The following is a 19741-nucleotide window of genomic DNA, read 5'->3' as shown; positions in this document are numbered from 1 at the left end:
TCGGGTTATCGAGCACGATTGCAGCGCGCTGCGATCAACCGAGCGCCGTGATCGTGCCGCGCGCCACTACGCTTAAACGTTGGGCGCGCAGCGCTAACAGCGTGGCACACAGCATGGAAATAGCCAGCGTACTCTGCGGTGAAAGGGGCAATGCCATCACCGCCAGCCCAACACCCGCACCGCCCGCCATTTGCACGAATCCGACCAGCGCCGATGCGGTACCCGCTTCATTGGCATAAGGTTCCAGTGCATAGCTGGTGGATGGGCCGATGGCAAACGCCAGGCCAGCGAACGCTACCACGATCGGGATCATAAAGATCCACCAACGCACCTGTAGCGCCTCGGGCAACCACAGAATAATGGCGCACAGTAATAAAAACCACTGCCGATCAATATCACACTCAGTGTCAGGCAAGCGGGGCGGCCAATTTTCACGATCGCGCGCGTTGCCAGCAGGCTCATCGCCATCACCCAAAAGCCGTTTGCGCCGAATACCAGAGAGAACTGTAACGGTGACAACCCGCCGTGTGCCATCAATACCACTGATGCCATCGACAAATAGGTAAGGGCCATCCCCATAATGCCTGCATTACAGCCAGCAAAGCCGATAAAACGTGGCGTAAATAGGATGCGTGCATACTGTTTGATGGGTAATCCTGGCAGGCGCAGGGTGTCTGCCGGGCGGGTTTCTGGCAGATAGCGCAGGGCGAGCAACAGGGCCAGGCTGGCATACAGCGTCAAAAACCAGAAGCAGGCCCGCCAACCGAAAGCGGCGGATAGCAAGCCGCCAAAAAACGGGGCCAGTGCGGGCACGATATTCAAGGTGCCATTGAGAAAGCCAAAAGTGCGTGCAGCATCATCGCCGTTTAACCGGTCCCGCACGGCGCTAAATACCACCACAGCAGTGCAACACACGGCAATGCTTTGCAGTACGCGCGAAGCGATAAACACAGTCCCAGTGGTCGCCAGCGCTGCCGTGATGGCCCCAACAATGTAAATTACGATCCCGATCAGGGCCATTGGGCGGCGTCCTACGCGGTCAACCAGCGGACCCGCCACCAGTTGTCCCCATCCCATGATCATGATAAACAATGAAATGGTCGATTGGATGGTCGCATTATCGCTATCCAGACCTTGTGAAATAGCTGGGATCACCGGAAGGTAGAGGTCGATAGCTAATGGGCCGAGCAGCACCAGTATAAATAACAACAGCACGAATCTTTGTATGGTCATAGCAAGGTAAATTCCGTTCCCTGGCAAGTGAATGAATAACGTAGTGCTTGCCTTTGGTCATCGTCAGGAAAGGCGGGTTACATAACCACACTGTAGCGAATGGTACGCTACAACGGACGTGCTTTACCACGCCAGAAGCGTTTCTTGGTGTTTTATGCGTTCCGGGGCAGAGAGTCTGGTTCATTATTTTAAGTGACAATGTCACTTTGCCTTCTTCATACCAACGGTCATTTGTCCCAACGAGACCGCCAACATTGCCAGCAGCATCAGTGTGGTAACCGGGGCCAGTACCTCCCAAGGGGCACGTTCTATATACGGCATGCCTTCAGCGACAATCCGTCCCCATTCAGGGTATGGCGGTTGTTGCCCCAATCCGAGAAAACCTAATGCCGTCAATGCCAAGGTGATACCGGGAAAACGCACTAGGGCGTGCCGGGTGACGGGGCCAACCAGCGCAGGCAGTACATAGCCTGTGAAGCGGTGCCAACGTCCGACACCCAACAAGGGGGTGATGCGCACATAAGGGCGTGCCAGTATCTCTTCCACCAATGCGGCAGTATGCGCCGCCAGCGGCGCCCAACTCACTAGCATCACCGCCAGTGCCGCACCATAGGTAGAGGGTCCGGTGAGGGCGACAACGATCAGGCCCGCCATCATCGGCGGCAACGCATTGGCTATCTCCATCGGACCAATAAACAGGCGCGGGAAAAGCCCAAACAGAATACCGATAAGCAAACAGGCAATGCTGACGCCGGTGGCGGTGATAAGCGTGGCAAACGCGCCGTGCGCCACGCGTGCCAGCAGATCGCGCCCGGTGGCATCTGCGCCTAACGGCAGTGCCAGGCTGGGGGGTTGCAAGCGAAGAAAATCAGAGGCCAGCGGATCGCGGGTCAGTCCGAGCGCAATCAGCAGTACCAACGCCACGGCAATCGTTATCGGGAAGGCATAGTGTGGCCGCATCGTTGGGCTGATGGTTGGGGCGGACAAGGAGCCACTGCGTAGCGCACGCCCCAGTATCAACTGACGTAACAGGTTGCCAAGGGTGCCGCTCACCGTTGCAATCAACAGTAACAGCAGAACGCCGCATTGCTGGGCAGGCAGATCCTGTGCGGCTGAGGCGCCAAGCGTGGCACGGCCCAAACCGGGGATAGCAAAGATCTTTTCTACCGCGACTGCACCCCCTGTCAGCCCTACGGTTATCAAGCCAATCTGTGGCAATAACGCAGGCAGTGCGCGCCGCAGAACCGCGATGGCACAATCAAATTGGCTCACGCCCGCCACGCGCCAGGTGATAAGCCACGGCTCGGCAAACGTGCTGCGCAGTGCATCCGCCAGCAAGCGCGCCAGTAATCTTCCGGTAGTTCTGCGCGATCGCTGAAGGTAGCCAGTTTGATAACCTCGCCCTGCGGATAGCGTGCGGGGGTCGGATGGTCGATGGCATGGCGCAGAGGCGCAGCCCACCGCAGCGCCGGACCGAGCAAGCCGCTGGCGCTATCCGCGCGGTTCTCGTACACGTTTTTGACCAACACGTCCCGTCGAACGGCGTCGCGCACGGCGGCTCGCAGCCCGGCATCGCGCAGTGGGCCGATGCGGGTGTTGAGATACAGGGTATTGGTGCGCGGCATTGGCACCTCATGGATCAGCACTGGATCGATCAGGGGAGCCTGCGCGACCGGCACGGCCTCCACAATATCTGCGCTGCCGCTGCGCAGCGCGGCGGCGCGGGCTGTTCCGTCTGGAACGAAATCAACATCAATCCCTGAAGCCTGCGCAGGCGTGCCCCAGTAGCTATCAAAGCGCTCAAGGGTGGCGTGACTGGTGCCCTGAACGGCGGTTAACACAAAGGGGCCACTGCCGTGGCCGATCGGATCAACGCGACCTTCCTGATACGCATTGGGCGAAAGGATAGCCAGCTGTGGGCTGGAAAGCCGTTGAGGCAGTAGAGGATCGGGGGTTGCGGTAGTTACCCGCACCGCGTTGTCGCCGTCAGCACTGATGTGCAACGTCACACCATCCAGAATACGCGGTTTGGGGGCGGCGCGTGTCGCCGCGCTGAGTGCATTGACCACGGCGGCCGGCGTCAGCGGTTCACCGTCGTGGAAATGCACATCGGGACGCAGGATGAAGCGCCAGGTAGTGCCGTCTATCGACTGCCAAGCCGTCGCCAGCGCTGGCTGTGCATCACCGTTTTCATCCAGCACGATTAGGGTTTCGCTGGTGCTCCAACGCGAAAGCTTGAAGGCATCATCGCTTAGCGGGGTCAGACCTGCGCGGGGCGGTTGCAGCATTGCGATGCGAATACGATCGCGGGCGGCTTCCGGCGTGGTCTTCTCTTCACTGTCAAAGCAGCCAGCAAGCCCGGCACTGCCAACGACCAGCAGTAAAGGAAAAATTTGGCGATAGACTAACGACATAGCAGCGTCCTTTCAGGGAAAAAAATTAACAATAACAATCAGGGAGTGTCGGGATAGCCGCCAGCAGCGCCCGCGTATGTGGATGGGCAGGGGTGGAGAGCAGCGCGCTACACGGCCTGTCCTCGACAATGTGCCCCTGATGCAGGACCAATACGCGCTGGCACAGTGCCGCCACAGTGGAAATATCATGGGAAACCACGAGCATTCCCATATCATAGTGCCGGGCAAGTTGGTCAAATAACGCCGTTATCTGCGCGCGTAACGGTAAATCCAAACCGCTTACCGGCTCATCAGCAATCAGGAAAGCTGGTCGTAAGGCCAGCGCGCGGGCAATCGCTACCCGCTGCGCTTGCCCACCGGAAAGTGTTCCCACGCGCTGGTGCAGCAGTGAGGCTGGCAACGCGACATCGTCAAGGGCACGTTGCAATATCGACATAGACGGTGTGCCATGGCTTAAGAAATGCAGTGGCTCGGCAATCGACTGTGCCACCGTTTTATGGGGGGCCAGCGTGGCGGCGGGATCTTGGGGAATATACTGTACCAACTGGCGATACCAACGCAGCGCTGCGGTGGAAGCAGGAACAACGGCACGGCCCTGACAGTGCACACTTCCTGAGTTTGGCGTTGCTAATCCCAATAAAATCTTCAGCAGCGTTGATTTTCCGGCACCCGATGCACCCACCAATCCGACATGTTCGCCTTTGTTAAGTGACAGCGTCACATTATCAATTACGCAATGATACTGGGTGGCTTGCCAGAAGCGAGTGCCCGGCAGCGGATAGCGCTGCGTTACCTGATGCATCGCCAGAAAAGGGGGCGCGGTGGCCGCGTGCAATGCAGAAGCACACATCTCAGGTTACCCCGCCAGCGCTAATGCGTTTTGAGATATCTGATGACGCTGTTGACGCGCCGCCGCCATCAGCGCAACGGTATAAGGGTGTTGCGGGTGACGCACTAGCGCATCGATAGCACCTTGCTCAACGATCTTGCCCTCGGACAAAATCAACGCCCGCTGGCAAAGCGCAGCGGCCACGGCGATATCATGGGTAATAAACAGCAGGGCGCGTTCAGGTGCATGGCTGGTGTAGGTTTTTAGCGCTTGTAGCACCTGAGCCTGGGTGATGACGTCTAGTGCAGTGGTGGGCTCATCCGCAATCAGCAGCGCGCTTTGGCTCGCGAGTGCCAGTGCGATACAGACACGCTGACGTTGCCCGCCAGAAAGCTCACCGGGGTAGTGATGGGCGATATGCTCCGGCTGAGAAAATCCGACGGTAGCCAGTAACGCAATTCCTGCCTCCCATGCAGTACGTGCAGAGGGTGCGCCGTTAGCGCGTAGCGCCAGTACCAGCTGTTTGCCGACGCCGATCAGCGGATGCAGTGCCGCCGAGCTGTCTTGGAAAATGGCGGCAATGTGCGGTGGCTGCACGGTGGACGACGCGACTCGCTCTTGTCCAGCATAATGAAAGGTGCCACTCATCGTTGAGCCTGCAAGGGGCAACCCTAACAAAGCGCGTGCCGTGAGCGATTTTCCAGAACCCGATGCCCCGAGGAGTGCGACACGCTCTCCGGGATGCTGTGTAAAACTGATGTCGTTAAGTTTTATCAACCCGTTAAGTGTGAGGGTGAGGTTATCGACGGTAAGCAGCGCCATGCCGGGAAGTTCCTGTTACACAATAATGCAATGTTATAATATATCATAAATTATGATGTAACATAACATTATGCATGCCGGTGTTCAACTCAAAGTGGCGTGATACTGCTGTCTGTCAGGGTGTGGATGCGCTCAAGCACTTTTGCCATACTGCGATTGATGACTTTATCTTGCCGCATCACGATGCCCAGCTCGCGATGCAACGTCGGTTCCAGCGGATAGACATCCAGGCCCACCTTATCGGCAGGCGTCATCACCGACATGCTGGGCACAATGCTATAACCTAACCCTGCACTGACCATCCTTTTGATGGCTTCAATGCTTCCCAGTGCCATTGTGGGGGTGGTTGCCTTGCCGTCCGCGTGAAACCAGCCATCAATAAGTTGTCGGGTATTGCTGCCGGTCTCAAAAGCGATCCACGGCTTATCGGCTAATGTTGTGGGCGTGAAAGTCGGTGAGCCACCGATGCTGTCTGCCTGAGCGATCGCGATAAATTCTTCTTTCATTACGGGCGTAACACTCAGGCTTCGGCCATTTGCTGGCAACGTAACCAACCCCATATCAATGCTGTTTTCTTCCACTGCTCTGACGATATCCTGTGTGTTTCCGGTTCTGACGCCGATAGACAAACGTGGATGTGCTTTCTGAAGTTGGCACAGTAACGTTGGAAGTAAATGAATGCAGGCCGTTGCGCCAGTACCCATGGTTACGGTTCCGCTGATGTCATGCTGGTGCTGCGCGATGGCCTGCATGGCTGCATTGACCGCACTTTCAATGCTCTCACAGTGATCGAGCAGTGCCAGCCCGGCGGCAGTTGGGCGGACACCCCGACCCGTCCGTTCAACCAGTCGCACGTGAAGTGCCAGTTCCAGTTGCCGTATTTGCAGGCTGACCGCAGGCTGGGAAATACCCAATGCGGCGGCTGCTGAGGTAAAACTTCCACGCTGTATAACGCGTTTATAGGTGACCAGTTGGTCGAGGTTGAACTGCGCCATCCGTGATTTTCCTTATGCGGTTTATAAGCGTTGGTGGGTATCAGCCTTGGCGGATTTCACGTAGCCTGTGATCGGTTTATTGAGGGAGTAAAACCGTGGACATTATTGCAGCAGAAGCACGACACATTAGCGCTATCCAAAAAATTTACGCCTATCACGTCCTCCATGGCACCGCATCGTTTGAAACAGAGCCTCCTGATACCAACGAGATGCTCGCACGGTTACACAAAACTAACGATGCCCGCCTTCCCTGGTTTGTGGCCATCAAAAACGGCAGTGTAGCAGGGTATTGTTATCTGTCTCGCTACCGTGAGCGCCGAGCCTACCAGTATACGCTTGAAGATTCGATCTATGTTGATCCTCAGTATCAGCAGCAGGGCGTTGGGAAAACGCTTCTGGCTCACGCTATTGAGTGGGCAGAGCAACACGGCTTCCGCCAACTGGTTGCGGTGGTAGGTAACAGTGAAAACGAGGGATCGCTACATTTACACCGTCAGGCCGGCTTCTCGCTGGTGGGGACGCTGGCAAGCGTAGGATTAAAACATGGGCGCTGGCTGGACAAGGTCATGCTGCAACGTGCATTGGGTGAAGGGGATTCGACCTTGCCAGAATCTCCTCCGCGCGTTGAAGCGAATAGATAGGGTGCTGGTTTCCGCCAGCGCGAAGGCTGGCGGAAGGCTGGGCGATTAACCGTTAACGGTTTGCTTGCGGAACAATTCGCGAAACACCGGATAAATATCGTCCTGATCGCGAATATGCTGCATGGCAAAATTGGGGTAGGTATCACGCAACGCTTCATACTCGCGCCATAGGGTTTGGTGTGAGCGACGCGTGATTTCGATGTAGCTGTAGTAACGCACAAAAGGCAACAGTTGATTAGCCAGAATATCGTGGCACAGCGGTGAGTCATCGGCCCAGTTATCGCCATCAGACGCTTGTGCCGCATAAATGTTCCACTGTGACGGGTCATAGCGCGCTTTAACCACTTCCTCCATCAGTTTCAATGCGCTGGACACAATGGTGCCGCCAGTCTCCTGAGAGTAGAAAAACTCTTGCTCATCGACCTCTTTGGCCTGGGTATGATGGCGAATGTAAACCACATCCACGTTCTTATAATTGCGACTCAAAAACAGATAGAGCAGAATATAAAAACGTTTCGCCATATCCTTGGTCGCCTGATCCATCGAGCCGGAAACGTCCATCAGGCAAAACATCACTGCCTGACTGGATGGCTCGGCCCGGCGTTCATAGTTTTTGAAACGCAGGTCGAACGTATCGATAAAGGGCACGCGCGCAATCTTCTCACGCAGCGCCGCAATCTCGTTGCGCAACCGATCCTCTTCGAGCAATTGTGCTGGCTCGGTGTGCTCAAGTTCGGTCAGATCTTCCTCAAGTTGGTGCAGTTCGCGACGTTTACCCGCCGTCATTGCCATACGCCGCGCCAGAGAGTTTTGCAGCGAGCGCACCACGCTGATATTGGCAGGCACGCCGTTTGCGGTGTACCCCGCACGGTGCGTTTTGTACTCGTTCATTTGGTGCTGCTGGGTCTTTTTCAGGTTAGGCAGCGCCAGATCCTCGAACAGCAGATCGAGGTATTCATCCTTGGAGATTTGAAACACGAACTCGTCCTGGCCTTCGCCATCTTTACTGGCGTTACCCTGGCCGCCACCGCTGCCGCCACCTCCTTGTGGCCGCTCGATGCGATCGTTGGTAACAAAGTGGTCGTTGCCGGGATGGACGCGATGGCGCTTCCCGCCGCGCCCCTGATGGAACATCGGTTCGCTAATGTCGCCCTGGGGAATCGACACCGACTCCCCGCTGTCTATGTCGGTTACCGAACGCTTGTTGATGGCCTCGGAAATCGACTGTTTTATTTGCGACTTATAGCGGCGTAAAAAGCGCTGGCGGTTCACCAGGCTTTTGTTCTTGCCGTTCAGCCGTCGATCAATGAAATAGGCCATGATTCCCCCGCATGACGTCGTCAAGCTGCCCGTACGTTATGATGATTTCCTGACACGCAGATACCATTCGCACAGCAAGCGTACCTGCTTGCGGGTATAGCCTTTTTCCATCATACGATCGACAAAGTCGTCATGTTTTTTCTGCTCATCGGTTGAGGTTTTGGTGTTGAACGAAATCACCGGCAACAACTCTTCCGTATTAGAGAACATTTTCTTATCAATCACGGTGCGCAGTTTCTCATAGCTGGTCCAGTTCGGGTTGTGGCCACTGTGGCTGGCGCGGGCGCGCAGCACAAAATTGACGATTTCGTTACGGAAATCTTTGGGGTTGCTGATGCCAGCCGGTTTCTCGATTTTCTCCAGTTCGGCATTGAGCGATTCCCTGTCAAACAGCTGACCGGTGTCCGGATCGCGGTACTCTTGATCCTGAATCCAGAAATCCGCATAAGTGACATAGCGATCGAAAATGTTTTGCCCGTACTCGGAGTAGGACTCCAGATAGGCGGTCTGAATCTCTTTGCCGATAAATTCGGCGTATTTGGGGATTAGATAGCCTTTCAGGTGCTCAACATATTTCTCTGCTACTTCTTGCGGGAACTGCTCACGTTCGACTTGCTGTTCCAGTACGTAGAACAGATGCACTGGGTTGGCTGCAACCTCACTGTGGTCGAAGTTAAACACGCGTGAGAGGATCTTGAAGGCGAAACGAGTGGACAAACCGCTCATGCCTTCGTCGATGCCCGCGTAATCGCGGTATTCCTGGTAAGATTTTGCCTTGGGATCGGTATCTTTCAGGCTTTCCCCATCGTACACGCGCATTTTTGAGTGGATACTGGAGTTTTCCGGATCCTTCAGGCGCGAAAGGATTGAGAAGCGTGCCAGGGTTTCCAACGTGCCGGGCGCGCAGGGAGCGTGTGACAACTCGCTGTGATCGAGCAGTTTTTCGTAAATTTTCACCTCTTCAGAGACGCGCAGGCAGTAGGGCACCTTAACGATGTACACGCGGTCCAAAAAGGCTTCGTTATTTTTGTTATTGCGGAATTGCACCCATTCTGACTCGTTCGAGTGGGCCAGAATGATGCCGTTGAACGGCAGGGCGGCAATGCCTTCGGTTCCGTTATAGTTGCCTTCCTGCGTGGCGGTCAACAGGGGATGCAGGACTTTGATCGGGGCTTTGAACATCTCCACAAATTCCATGATGCCCTGGTTGGCACGGCACAACGCGCCGGAATAGCCATAGGCATCAGGGTCGTTTTGGGCAAAATGCTCCAGCTTGCGGATATCCACCTTCCCGACCAGAGCGGAGATATCCTGATTGTTTTCGTCACCCGGTTCGGTTTTTGCGATCGCGACCTGTGCCAGAATGGACGGCCACACTTTTATTACTTTGAATTTGGTGATGTCACCGCCGAAATCACGCAGGCGTTTGGCCGCCCAGGGCGACATGATAGTGCCCAGGTAACGGCGCGGTACCGCGTACTCCTTTTCAAGAATATCGGCATCTTCCTGTGGGTTGAACAGGCACAGCGGGTGGTCATTCACCGGACTACGCTCACCGTTGGCGCTCAGCACATAAATCGGCACGCGTTGCATTAAGGCTTTCAGTCGCTCAGCCAGCGACGATTTTCCGCCGCCCACCGGGCCGAGCAGGTAGAGGATCTGTTTCTTCTCTTCCAACCCCTGTGCGGCATGTTTCAGGTAAGCAACGATCTGCTCTATGGCATCTTCCATGCCGTAGAACTCTTCAAAGGCCGGATAGCGTGCAATCACCCGGTTGGAGAATAAACGGGAAAGGCGAGACTCATGGGCGGTGTCTACCATCGAAGGTTCACCGATCGCCATTAACAATCGTTCGGCGGCGCTCGCATAGGCACTGCGATCCTGCTGGCAGATGTTAAGAAATTCCTGCAACGTGAATTCTTCGTCCTTGGCAGCGTCATAACGCTGACGGTAATGATCAAATATGTTCATAGCGATGCCCGTCCTTCGTCGATTAGCACAGATTTAGAGAGCCTGTTAAATAATGTGCGGCGTTATTTATACGGCCATAGATGTGTAGCCCTCTGGCAGATGATTTCTCTGAATACAGCAACCCTTATGCCACATTCGCAGCAGTGTGGATGTTATTACACTGACAAGGCGCGTTATCCTTAACCCACTCTGGGTGAGGTGGGAAGGCTGGTGAACGCGCTGATGCTGACCTGCGAACTCAGGAACATTCATCTCCCTGTCATTAAGCGTAGTTGGCATCTGCAAAATTTCCTCATTGGTGAAAACATCTTTTTAAGATATTTCAATAACTCACTCTGCGAAGTATGCCGCTACAATGGCAGTAGCCACTGGGCATTCATGCCTTTGGCTCATCTGGAACAACGATAGGTGCGGCATGTGGTTTAATGCCATGCGGTTTGCACATTTAACGATTATGATTGATATGAGCGAAATACGATTTTGATAATTCATATCAGTAATAGGAATAATAACGTTATGAAAAAATCATCTGTGATTTATACCTCTGTGCTGTTGGCAGGAGCGCTGGCAGCAACAACGGCCGCTGCGGCGGATTTCTCATTGGGGGCCGGGGTTTTAGGTTCCATCAGCCCGTATCGTGGGGGCGATAACGCCCTGTATCCGGTGCCCATGGTCACCTATGAAAGTGACAACTTTTATTTTCGCGGGCTGGGTGGGGGGTATTACCTGTGGAATGATGGACAAAATCGCCTGTCGGTAACTGCACTCTATTCTGCGCTGGGATTCAAACCGAGCGATAACGACGATGCGCAGATGAAGCAACTGGATAAGCGCCGTGGCACGCTGATGGCGGGGCTGGCCTATTCTCACTCCGCGTCCTGGGGCATTTTGCGCACCTCTCTGATGGCGGATACCTTGGGTTACAGCGACGGTTATCTGTGGGACAACACCTATCTGTATCGCTTCGAATTGGGTGACTGGTCATTGACGCCGGGCGTCGGTGTGACCTGGAGCAGCGAAAGACTCAACCGCTACTACTTTGGTATCAGTGGCAAAGAGGCATCACGCTCAGGCTTAGGCGCTTACCGTCCTGATGGTGACTGGTCACCGTACGCCGAGTTGAGCACCAACTACCGTATTAACGATAGCTGGAGCGCATGGGCGACCGGGCGTTATGTACGCCTGGCGGATGAAGTAAAAGAGAGTCCGATGGTCGATCGCAGCTATACCATGGTGTTTGGCGCGGGTGTGAGCTATCGCTTCTAACGCCTGATGCGCTAAAACAGGGCAAATGCCGCACAATAATGGGGTGATTTCACCCCATTTGCACGTTTTGGGCGCGCTGTGGCTCAGCTAGGGTAGTTAACAGGATGCAAGGAGGATGGCGATGACAACCCGACAGATTCGATTTCCTGATGGTTCAACGCTGCCCGCTATCGGGCAGGGCACGTGGTTTATGGGGGAAGCGGTCAGTGAGAAGGCGCGTGAAATAAAGGCCTTGCAGGCAGGGCTCGATCTCGGGCTCAGGCTTATTGATACCGCAGAAATGTACGCCGACGGTGGTGCAGAGAGCGTAGTGGGTGCTGCACTGCGTGGGCGGCGTGACGCAGCGTTTCTGGTCTCCAAGGTCTATCCGCACAATGCGGGCGGTGCGAAAGCGATTGAAGCCTGTGAGCGCAGCCTGAAACGGCTGCAAACCGACGTGTTGGATTTATACCTGCTGCACTGGCGCGGAGGTATCCGGTTGGAAGAGACCATCACGGCAATGGAGGCGCTGCAACAGGCAGGCAAAATTCGTCAGTGGGGCGTGTCCAATCTGGACGTGGCCGACATGAATGAACTCTGGTCTTTGTCGGGCGGTGAGCGCTGCATGACCAATCAGGTGCTCTATCACGTTGCCTCGCGCGGCATTGAATTTGATTTACTGCCCTGGTGTCAGGCACGTGCCGTGCCGGTGATGGCCTACTGTCCATTAGCTCAAGCGGGTACGCTGCGCCGCAACCTGTTTTCTCACCCGGTGATAACGCGTATGGCAGAAAAATACCAGGCGACGTCTGCTCAGATTATGCTGGCGTGGGTATTGCGACAACCCGGTGTGATGGCGATTCCGAAAGCGAGTTCGGTGGCCCACGTTGAAGAAAACGCACACGCGCTCACGTTGGAATTGGACAGTGGTGATATCGCGGCGCTGGATGCCGCTTTTCCCGCACCGACCAGTAAGCAGCCGTTGGCTGTTGTGTAGCGGGATAGGGCAGTGAGGCTCAATGGGTTAGCATTATGTGACTAACGCCGCCCGCATGGCTGCGAGCGGCGATTTCGGATCTACGGACGTAAACCCGTTTCTCTGATCAACGTTTTACGCTAATCACCGTCGTCAAACGCGCGGGTGCAGCCGGAGTAGCAACAAACGGCTGCGTCACGCGTGCTGTTTCCACGCAAACAAAGGTTTTATAACCGTCATCCGGCATATCAGCGATGGTTTTAGACACTTCTGCCGCCGGGTTCCAGGCAACCGCATCGCTGTGGTGCGTGTGGTGCACGTCGATAGTGCGTTTCAGCGTTGGATCCACGATGCTGCTCACTGCTTCTGGATGCGTATAGATACGGTCGGTACGCGCGCTGAATGTCAGATCGCCACCTTGCGTCGTCAACTTGCCTTGATTGACCTTATCAATAAAGGTATCGCCCAAACCGCTGACGCGGATATGGTCAATGTCACCAATCTTGAAGTAGGTGTGCAAGGCGCTGGTGATGCTGTAATCGCCCTGCGCTTCTAATTCGATGGTGCAGGTTTTACCCAGCTTGTAGCGCGCCGTCAGCGTGAAAGCGTGTGGCCAGCTTGCCAACGTCTCCGGCGTATCACGCAGGGTGAAAGTCAGCTCAACGCCGTTGGCGTCTTCACGGTGCGCGGTGAATTCCAACGGCAGCAAACGGGCAAAACCGTGGTTAGGTTCCGCGAATGGACCAAACCATGGGAAACAGATCGGCACACCACCACGAATGGCGACACCCTCAGCGAACGGCATATTGTCGCTCAACCACAGCACGGGGGGTTCACCCTGCGGCTGCCAATGCAGCAGATGGGCACCTTGCAGCGTGACGGCAGCACGTACCTGCGGATGATCAACCACAATAACCGGCAGTTGGTCTATCTGGCGTTGAGTGAGCGTGGATGAAATTTCAGATTTGATGGGAAGTGAAAAATTTTATCGTTCATGATGTTACCTTGTTTTATTTGTATTTCGTGTTGCATCATGGCGGAACGCAGCTAATAAAAAGGGCGACATTATGTCGCCCCTAGCATCGCTTATCGCACCGTCGCCTTATTTGGAGATGTGGGCGATCAGGTCCAGTACTTTGTTGGAGTAGCCGGTTTCGTTGTCATACCAGGAAACCAGTTTCACAAAGTTGTCGTTGAGCGCGATACCGGCTTTGGCATCGAACACAGACGTCAGAATTTCGCCGTTGAAATCGGTGGAAACCACGTCATCTTCAACGTAGCCCAGAACGCCTTTCAGCTCGCCTTCAGAAGCGGCTTTGAGGGCTTTCTTGATTTCTTCGTAAGAGGCTGCTTTTTCCAGACGAACAGTCAGGTCAACCACAGAAACGTTCGGGGTCGGAACGCGGAACGCCATACCGGTCAGTTTGCCGTTCAGCTCTGGCAGAACTTTACCTACTGCTTTAGCTGCACCAGTAGAGGACGGAATGATGTTCTGGGATGCGCCGCGGCCGCCGCGCCAGTCTTTGTGAGACGGGCCATCAACGGTTTTCTGCGTAGCCGTGGTGGCGTGAACAGTGGTCATCAGACCTTCGATGATACCGAAGTTGTCGTTGATCACTTTTGCCAGCGGTGCCAGGCAGTTAGTGGTGCAAGATGCGTTGGAAACGATATCTTGTCCGGCATATTTGTCAAAGTTGGCACCACGAACGAACATCGGGGTGTCATCTTTGGACGGGCCAGTCAGAACCACTTTTTTCGCGCCAGCGGTGATGTGCTTACGTGCAGTTTCGTCAGTCAGGAAGATACCGGTTGCTTCTGCAACCACGTCAACACCAACTTCGTCCCACTTCAGGTTAGCCGGATCTCTTTCTGCGGTAACGCGGATTTTTTTGCCGTTAACAATCAGCTGACCGTCTTTCACTTCAACGGTGCCGTCAAAACGGCCGTGAGTTGAGTCGTATTTCAGCATGTAAGCCATGTAGTCAGCGTCCAACAGGTCGTTGATTGCAACGATCTCAATGTCAGAACGTTTCTGAGCAGCACGGAAAACAATGCGGCCGATGCGGCCAAAACCGTTGATACCTACTTTGATAGTCATATATTCCACCAGCTATGGTTTGTGAATAATGGTTAGTGAATAAAGGTTGGTTGTAAAATTACAAAAACCTTGCTGAGCGTCAAGCGGAATCGTGTCAATAGTTGCGGCAAGTCAAATCTGAGACGCAAAGGTTGCACGAAAATGCGCCGTAATGAAACTTAGGAACATCTTTCCCTTAAATGGGACCGTTTGCACCAATATAAAGCCCGCAGTCCCGATAAATGTGATGAGTGTCACAATTGCTGGGGCCTTGGTCGGTTACTCCTCATTTTAGTCGGAAAAAACGTTATGAGGATGTTAATTCTTGTTAAGCTAAGCAATGCCAAACAAAAATGATAACGAGACAATCATGGACAAACCAGCTTCAACGTCTGCACCGGCAGGCAAGGGAACGTTGACGGAGATGCAACAGTACGTGACGCAGCAACGCGGCACTGAACCTGCCTATTCAGGCAAACTGTTGCATAATAAACGCACCGGGGTGTATCACTGCCTGTGTTGCCAAAGCGCGCTGTTTTACTCCGACAACAAATATGACTCAGGATGCGGCTGGCCCAGCTTTGATCGGCCCGTGGCGAAGGGAGCCATTCGCTATCTGGAAGATTTTTCGCATAACATGCACCGTATCGAAATTCGCTGCGGTAAATGCGATGCCCATTTGGGGCATGTGTTCCCCGATGGTCCGCAAACCACTGGGGAACGTTACTGCGTTAACTCGGCCTCGTTGAGCTTTATCGATGGCAGCGACGGTGAGAAAGTGGATGGCTGACGTTGCGGGATGACAGTTGTAGCTAAAACGTTTCAGCCTGTTGGATTTTGATCAAAAATAGCAATGACAGGATGGCAATCACGATGCTCGATAAACAGCTTGATGAGGTTGTGACGGCGCTGACGCCGGATATCTACCAACGCCTGGCAACCGCCGTGGAGCTGGGGAAATGGCCTGATGGCGTGCCGTTGACGCCGGAGCAAAAAGAAAATTGCCTGCAAATGGTGATGCTATGGCAATCGCGCCATAACGTGGAAGCGGAACACATGACCATCAATACCGACGGTGAGTTGGTGATGAAAAGCAAGCAAGAGCTGAAGCAGGCGTTTGCCATCGACAAGCTGATTCAGCGAGAACGCCAGTAAGCAAGCCCCCTGAATGCACAGGGGCTCTGCGTTAAGCGGGGGGGGGGGGCGCTGAGGTCGCGCTAAAGTCGGCCAGGCTAATACGGCGCGCTCCGTGAGCCACCATCTCGACCAAAGCGGCTTCACTGTCACCCGGTTGGAGATTTACCCCGCGACAACCGTATTCAACGATCTGCACGTCATACCCGAGTGTCAGTGCATCAAGCACGGTAAATTTTACGCAGTAGTCCGTTGCCAGCCCCATGATGGTCAACTGCGTGATACCGCGTTGGCGCAACAGGGCATCCAGTGCGGTGGAGGCGCGTTTGCCGTTGTCGAAAAAAGCGCTGTAGCTGTCAATGTCAGGCTGAGTGCCTTTCTGTATCACCGCATCAAACGCCCCACGTTCAAGGCGCGCGTGAAATTCTGCACCACGCGTGCCCTGTACGCAGTGCACGTGCCACCATGTTTGCGCTAATCCTGCCAGTTCGCCACGCTCTCCCACGACAGCGTTCGGATGGTTGGCTGCGAAGCTCAGATGATTAGCCGGGTGCCAGTCCTGGCTGGCGATGACCGGCATTCCTGCACGCTGCGCCACCGCTATCGCGGCGTTGGCAACATCGATGGTGATGTCACCTTCTGCGACAGGCAGTGCGCCGTTCGGACAAAAATCATTCTGCAAATCAATCAACAGCAGGGCATGGTTTATGACGACAGGGTTCATGGCAGCTCGCTCCAGCATCCGGGTTAGGCGTCCTGAGTCAGTTCGCCGCGCAGGTCTTGTTGCATTAGCTGGCGAATGGTATCAGGGGTTAAATCAGGTTGGCTCAGCAGATAATGCAGTTTAGTCAGCGCGGCTTCCACCGTCATATCGAAACCGCTGATCACGCCAGCCTGCGCCAGCGCATTGCCGGTGGCGTAACCTTCCATATTCACCCGTCCGGAAATGCACTGGGTGAGGTTAACCACCACGATACCGCGCGCTGATGCCTGACGCAGCTCGTCCAGCAGCGCCGGGCTTTGCGGCGCGTTACCCACACCATAAGAGCGCAATATCAGCGCCTTGACCGGCTGGCTCAGGAAGTTACGCACTACGTCCGCTGAAATCCCTGGATAGACAGTGATCACACCGATCGGTTGCGGGGTAATCGGATGTACGATCAGCGGTGCGCAGGAGGTTTCTGACGGCGCTGGCACCAGACGGCGTATATGAATACCGGCCTCTAACAGGGTCGGAAAATTGGGAGAGGCGAACGCATCGAAGCCGTCGGCATGGGCTTTGGTGGTGCGGTTACCGCGCAGCAGCTTGTTATTGAAGAACAGGCTGACTTCATTTACCGGATGATTAGCCGCGACGTACAGTGCATTAAGCAGGTTGGTTTGCCCATCTGAACGCAATTCGGCCAACGGAATTTGTGACCCTGTAACAATGAGCGGCTTTGCCAGATTCTCCATAATGAAGGAGAGGGCAGAAGCTGTGAAGGCCATGGTATCGGTGCCGTGCAGAATCACGAAGCCATCGTATTCATCGTAATGTTGTTGAATATCCTCAGCGATAGCCTGCCAATCGGCAGGGGGCATGTCGGAGGAGTCAATCAGTGGGTCATATTCATGGATGGTAAAATCAGGCATTTCCGGACGATGAAACTCCGGCATGTTGGCCAGTTGCTGTTGCAGGTGACCTGAAACTGGAATGTAACCATTGGCGGAGCGTTGCATACCAATCGTACCGCCGGTATACGCGACATAAATGGATTTCTTTTGCATGCTGTTCTTATCTAAAAGATGAAAAACAGCCCGACATAAGCCGGGCTGAGGGAGAACCCTGTGTGACGTTGTCTTATTTTACTTCACCGCAGGCCATGCACAGCGCATAGCGATGCTGCGGATCGTTAAACGTGTTGAGCAAAGCCGGTTGTGCTTGCACCACCTCAGCCAACTGCGCTACTGGCGCAGGTAGCATGGCCTGAAGTCGGGCAGGTAACCAGGCGTGGGCGGCGGCGTTGACGCGGTTTAGCATCATATCCAGCAGGCTTGGCTGTTCTTCGAACCAGTTGAGCTGGTATTGGCCCAACTTGGCCAATTCAGCGGCTTTTTTGACGGCGTCGTCGAAGTCACCCAACTGATCGACCAACCCGTTGGTCTTGGCATCATCACCGGTCCAAACGTGCCCCTGGGCGATTTTATCAATCTCTTCCGGGCTTTTCTTGCGTGACTGTGCAACCAGATCGACGAAGTTTTTATAACCGCGCTCGATGCTGATTTGCATCATCTGAGCAAACTCGGGCGGCAGCGTTTTGGTGATGCTGAGATCCGCTAACGGTGAGGTTGCCACGCCGTCGGTATGTACGCCAATAGACCCAAGGGTATTTTCAAAGGTGGTGATCACGCCAAATATCCCAATCGAGCCAGTCAAGGTGCTCGGGCTGGCGATAATCGCGTTCGCCGGCGTGGAGATCCAGTAGCCACCGGAGGCGGCCATACCGCCCATGGATACCACGATCGGTTTGCCAGCCAAGCGTACCGCCATCAGCTCAGCGCGAATCTTCTCTGAGGCGGTTACGCTGCCGCCGGGGCTGTTGACGCGCAGCACGATCGCCTTGATTTTAGGATCCAGTCTGGCCTGGCGAATTTGGGCCGCCGTGGTATCGCCACCGACCACTCCCGGGGTTTCCGGACCGTCAACAATGGCGCCACTGGCAAAAATCACCGCGATTTCAGCGCCGCTTTGAGTGGTCGGTTTCTCGGTGTAGTCGTAAATGCTGGTGTAGTTGAAACTCTGATTTTTGGTGTCCCAGCCAAAGGTTTTTACCAGCTTCTGTTCGATGAACGAACGTGATGCCACTTCGTCCACCAGTTTGTTTTCCAGCGCATAGCGTGCCGGATCGCCTTGCACGGCCTGAAGGCCGGCAATAATTGCGCTGGCACCGGGGAACAGCTGTTGCGGCGTAATTTGGCGGTTTACGGCAACCGTATTCAGGTAGTTTTGCCATAATCCACCCACCCAGCGCATATCGGCTTCACGCGCTTCAGGGGACATATCATCACGCAGGAAAGGCTCCACTGCTGACTTGTAAGTACCGACGCGGAATACGTGACTGGTCACATCCAGCTTTTCCAACAGCGATTTGTAATAGAGGCCATTGGTGGCGAAACCGCGCAGATCGACGTTACCCTGCGGGGTGAGTGAAATGCTGGTCGCGAAACTGGCCAGATAGTATTGCGTTTGGCTGTAACTGTCACCGATCGCGAAAATGGGCTTGCCGCTGTCGCGGAATTCACGCAATGCTTTGCCGATATATTGTAGATAGGGTTGGTCTGCACCGACGAAATCGCTTAGATCGAGCACCATACCGGTAATATTACTGTCGGTTTTGGCCTGACGAATCGTATTAACAATATCGAACAGCGAATTTTCCTGACGGCGATTGCTGGAAGCACCAAAAATTTCTCTACCTAACTGGCGCAGTTTATTATTAACCGTCGGTTTATCGACGACAACGCCGGTGATATCAACGAGCAGCGCGCCCTGAGGTGTTTGAGCTGGCGCATTTTTGAACTGCACATAAATGCCGACACCCACCAGAATCAACACAATCAGAAACAAATTAAGAATAAACTCACGGGTGAAATTGAGCAGACGCCAAGTCCACTTGAAGAGTCCGCTAAAGATTCGCCACAGTGTGCGCATGTTATCTCCAAAAAACGCCAAACATAATACCTGCCGCTGTTCCTTTTAATGGCAAAGCGAGCAATAAAGGGTTGCCCCGCGACATTCACGCTAATAAGAGCGAACTTACTCTCTATCCTAATGAGCGTATAGGAAAATGCCAACTTCATTAGTACCCTTCGTTGATAAAAATGTGTCTATTTTGTAAAGAAAAGCGATTGCCTGAGCGGCAACATTTTTTCGCAGGGCGTGATGTGAAGACTGCCGGAGGAGGAATAGAGGCGTGTGGGCGAGAGATGAAGAATAACGCGCAGAATCTGGTAATGGCATTTCAGGGGAAAAATGCTCGCCCCTGGAAAATAATACTTTTATTATTATCATGTTGCCTGAAGCGATCGGGTGAAGTGCATTATT

General features: G+C 54.3%; 14 protein-coding genes and 4 pseudogenes. 5 read left to right on the top strand and 13 right to left on the bottom strand.

The annotated features are described in order from the left end of the window. Window positions 1-34 precede the first annotated feature (34 nt). The 6 genes and pseudogenes from K6K13_RS10510 to K6K13_RS10485 all read right to left on the bottom strand — a co-directional run bounded on the left by K6K13_RS10510 (window position 35) and on the right by K6K13_RS10485 (window position 6293). Window positions 35-1227: pseudogene (locus K6K13_RS10510) on the bottom strand (multidrug effflux MFS transporter). 207 nt (window positions 1228-1434) lie between these two features. Beyond that, window positions 1435-2589, bottom strand: a pseudogene (locus K6K13_RS10505) (ABC transporter permease); the annotation flags it as partial. Continuing rightward, a pseudogene (locus tag K6K13_RS10500) lies at window positions 2586-3647 on the bottom strand (ABC transporter substrate-binding protein); the annotation flags it as partial. The pseudogenes K6K13_RS10505 and K6K13_RS10500, both read right to left, overlap by 4 nt. Window positions 3648-3672: 25 nt before the next feature. Next, window positions 3673-4497 (bottom strand): ABC transporter ATP-binding protein, encoded by an 825-nt coding sequence (locus tag K6K13_RS10495; protein WP_252120471.1) that lies wholly within the window; start codon window positions 4495-4497, stop codon window positions 3673-3675. A gap of 6 nt (window positions 4498-4503) precedes the next feature. Continuing rightward, a complete protein-coding gene (locus K6K13_RS10490) occupies window positions 4504-5298 on the bottom strand; it encodes an ATP-binding cassette domain-containing protein (protein ID WP_222160729.1) in 795 nt (264 codons plus the stop codon). Window positions 5299-5387: 89 nt separating this feature from the next. Further along, window positions 5388-6293, bottom strand: a complete 906-nt coding sequence (locus K6K13_RS10485; protein WP_222160728.1) for a LysR family transcriptional regulator — start codon at window positions 6291-6293, stop codon at window positions 5388-5390. A 95-nt stretch (window positions 6294-6388) separates the two neighbouring features. Here K6K13_RS10485 and K6K13_RS10480 point away from each other — a divergent pair, with 95 nt between their 5' ends. Then, complete coding sequence (locus K6K13_RS10480) at window positions 6389-6934, top strand: GNAT family N-acetyltransferase (protein WP_222160727.1); 546 nt, start codon at window positions 6389-6391, stop codon at window positions 6932-6934. Between the two features lie 45 nt (window positions 6935-6979). On the opposite strand, the gene K6K13_RS10475 is transcribed toward K6K13_RS10480, so the two are convergent. Both K6K13_RS10475 and K6K13_RS10470 read right to left on the bottom strand, forming a co-directional pair. Then, the gene (locus K6K13_RS10475) at window positions 6980-8254 is read right to left on the bottom strand and encodes a YeaH/YhbH family protein (protein WP_222160726.1); all 1275 of its coding nucleotides are present in this window, start codon (window positions 8252-8254) and stop codon (window positions 6980-6982) included. 36 nt (window positions 8255-8290) lie between these two features. Next, window positions 8291-10225 (bottom strand): PrkA family serine protein kinase, encoded by a 1935-nt coding sequence (locus K6K13_RS10470; protein ID WP_222160725.1) that lies wholly within the window; start codon window positions 10223-10225, stop codon window positions 8291-8293. 516 nt (window positions 10226-10741) lie between these two features. Here K6K13_RS10470 and K6K13_RS10465 point away from each other — a divergent pair. Together K6K13_RS10465 and K6K13_RS10460 are read left to right on the top strand one after the other, a co-directional pair. Beyond that, window positions 10742-11491: a MipA/OmpV family protein gene (locus tag K6K13_RS10465; protein ID WP_222160724.1), complete on the top strand. Its 750-nt coding sequence runs from the start codon at window positions 10742-10744 to the stop codon at window positions 11489-11491. Between the two features lie 121 nt (window positions 11492-11612). Beyond that, on the top strand, window positions 11613-12467 hold the full coding sequence (locus tag K6K13_RS10460; protein WP_222160723.1) for an aldo/keto reductase: 855 nt from the start codon (window positions 11613-11615) through the stop codon (window positions 12465-12467). A gap of 106 nt (window positions 12468-12573) precedes the next feature. On the opposite strand, the pseudogene K6K13_RS10455 reads toward K6K13_RS10460, so the two are convergent. Next, window positions 12574-13442 (bottom strand): annotated as a pseudogene (locus K6K13_RS10455) (D-hexose-6-phosphate mutarotase). Window positions 13443-13548: 106 nt separating this feature from the next. Further along, on the bottom strand, window positions 13549-14544 hold the full coding sequence (gene gapA / locus K6K13_RS10450) for a glyceraldehyde-3-phosphate dehydrogenase (RefSeq protein ID WP_222160722.1): 996 nt from the start codon (window positions 14542-14544) through the stop codon (window positions 13549-13551). A gap of 349 nt (window positions 14545-14893) precedes the next feature. Here gapA and msrB point away from each other — a divergent pair, with 349 nt between their 5' ends. Together msrB and K6K13_RS10440 are read left to right on the top strand one after the other, a co-directional pair. Then, on the top strand, window positions 14894-15313 hold the full coding sequence (gene msrB / locus K6K13_RS10445; RefSeq protein WP_222160721.1) for a peptide-methionine (R)-S-oxide reductase MsrB: 420 nt from the start codon (window positions 14894-14896) through the stop codon (window positions 15311-15313). An 83-nt stretch (window positions 15314-15396) separates the two neighbouring features. Then, window positions 15397-15678: a YeaC family protein gene (locus K6K13_RS10440; protein ID WP_222161049.1), complete on the top strand. Its 282-nt coding sequence runs from the start codon at window positions 15397-15399 to the stop codon at window positions 15676-15678. Between the two features lie 31 nt (window positions 15679-15709). Here the strand turns inward: K6K13_RS10440 and pncA are convergent, their stop codons facing one another. From pncA to sppA, 3 genes are all read right to left on the bottom strand, one after another. Then, window positions 15710-16366 carry a bifunctional nicotinamidase/pyrazinamidase gene (pncA, locus tag K6K13_RS10435; RefSeq protein ID WP_222161048.1) on the bottom strand — a complete coding sequence of 219 codons (657 nt, stop codon included), beginning with the start codon at window positions 16364-16366 and terminating at the stop codon, window positions 15710-15712. A gap of 38 nt (window positions 16367-16404) precedes the next feature. After that, complete coding sequence (gene ansA / locus K6K13_RS10430) at window positions 16405-17424, bottom strand: asparaginase (protein WP_222160720.1); 1020 nt, start codon at window positions 17422-17424, stop codon at window positions 16405-16407. Window positions 17425-17497: 73 nt separating this feature from the next. Further along, window positions 17498-19348: a signal peptide peptidase SppA gene (gene sppA, locus K6K13_RS10425; protein ID WP_222160719.1), complete on the bottom strand. Its 1851-nt coding sequence runs from the start codon at window positions 19346-19348 to the stop codon at window positions 17498-17500. Window positions 19349-19741: the final 393 nt, after the last annotated feature.

This window comes from Symbiopectobacterium purcellii, assembly GCF_019797845.1.
In the GTDB taxonomy this organism is placed as follows: Bacteria; Pseudomonadota; Gammaproteobacteria; order Enterobacterales; family Enterobacteriaceae; genus Symbiopectobacterium; species Symbiopectobacterium purcellii.
The sequence above is the reverse complement of the archived record's forward strand: the minus strand, read 5'-3'. Positions and strand labels throughout refer to the sequence as shown.

Bases quoted from the DNA above. Each gene is read 5' to 3' on its own strand.
- K6K13_RS10495 (WP_252120471.1), bottom strand. From the start codon at position 4,497: ATGTGTGCTTCTGCATTGCACGCGGCCACCGCGCCCCCTTTTCTGGCG.
- K6K13_RS10490 (WP_222160729.1), bottom strand. From the start codon at position 5,298: ATGGCGCTGCTTACCGTCGATAACCTCACCCTCACACTTAACGGGTTG.
- K6K13_RS10485 (WP_222160728.1), bottom strand. From the start codon at position 6,293: ATGGCGCAGTTCAACCTCGACCAACTGGTCACCTATAAACGCGTTATA.
- K6K13_RS10475 (WP_222160726.1), bottom strand. From the start codon at position 8,254: ATGGCCTATTTCATTGATCGACGGCTGAACGGCAAGAACAAAAGCCTG.
- K6K13_RS10470 (WP_222160725.1), bottom strand. From the start codon at position 10,225: ATGAACATATTTGATCATTACCGTCAGCGTTATGACGCTGCCAAGGAC.
- K6K13_RS10465 (WP_222160724.1), top strand. From the start codon at position 10,742: ATGAAAAAATCATCTGTGATTTATACCTCTGTGCTGTTGGCAGGAGCG.
- K6K13_RS10460 (WP_222160723.1), top strand. From the start codon at position 11,613: ATGACAACCCGACAGATTCGATTTCCTGATGGTTCAACGCTGCCCGCT.
- gapA (WP_222160722.1), bottom strand. From the start codon at position 14,544: ATGACTATCAAAGTAGGTATCAACGGTTTTGGCCGCATCGGCCGCATT.
- msrB (WP_222160721.1), top strand. From the start codon at position 14,894: ATGGACAAACCAGCTTCAACGTCTGCACCGGCAGGCAAGGGAACGTTG.
- K6K13_RS10440 (WP_222161049.1), top strand. From the start codon at position 15,397: ATGCTCGATAAACAGCTTGATGAGGTTGTGACGGCGCTGACGCCGGAT.
- ansA (WP_222160720.1), bottom strand. From the start codon at position 17,424: ATGCAAAAGAAATCCATTTATGTCGCGTATACCGGCGGTACGATTGGT.
- sppA (WP_222160719.1), bottom strand. From the start codon at position 19,348: ATGCGCACACTGTGGCGAATCTTTAGCGGACTCTTCAAGTGGACTTGG.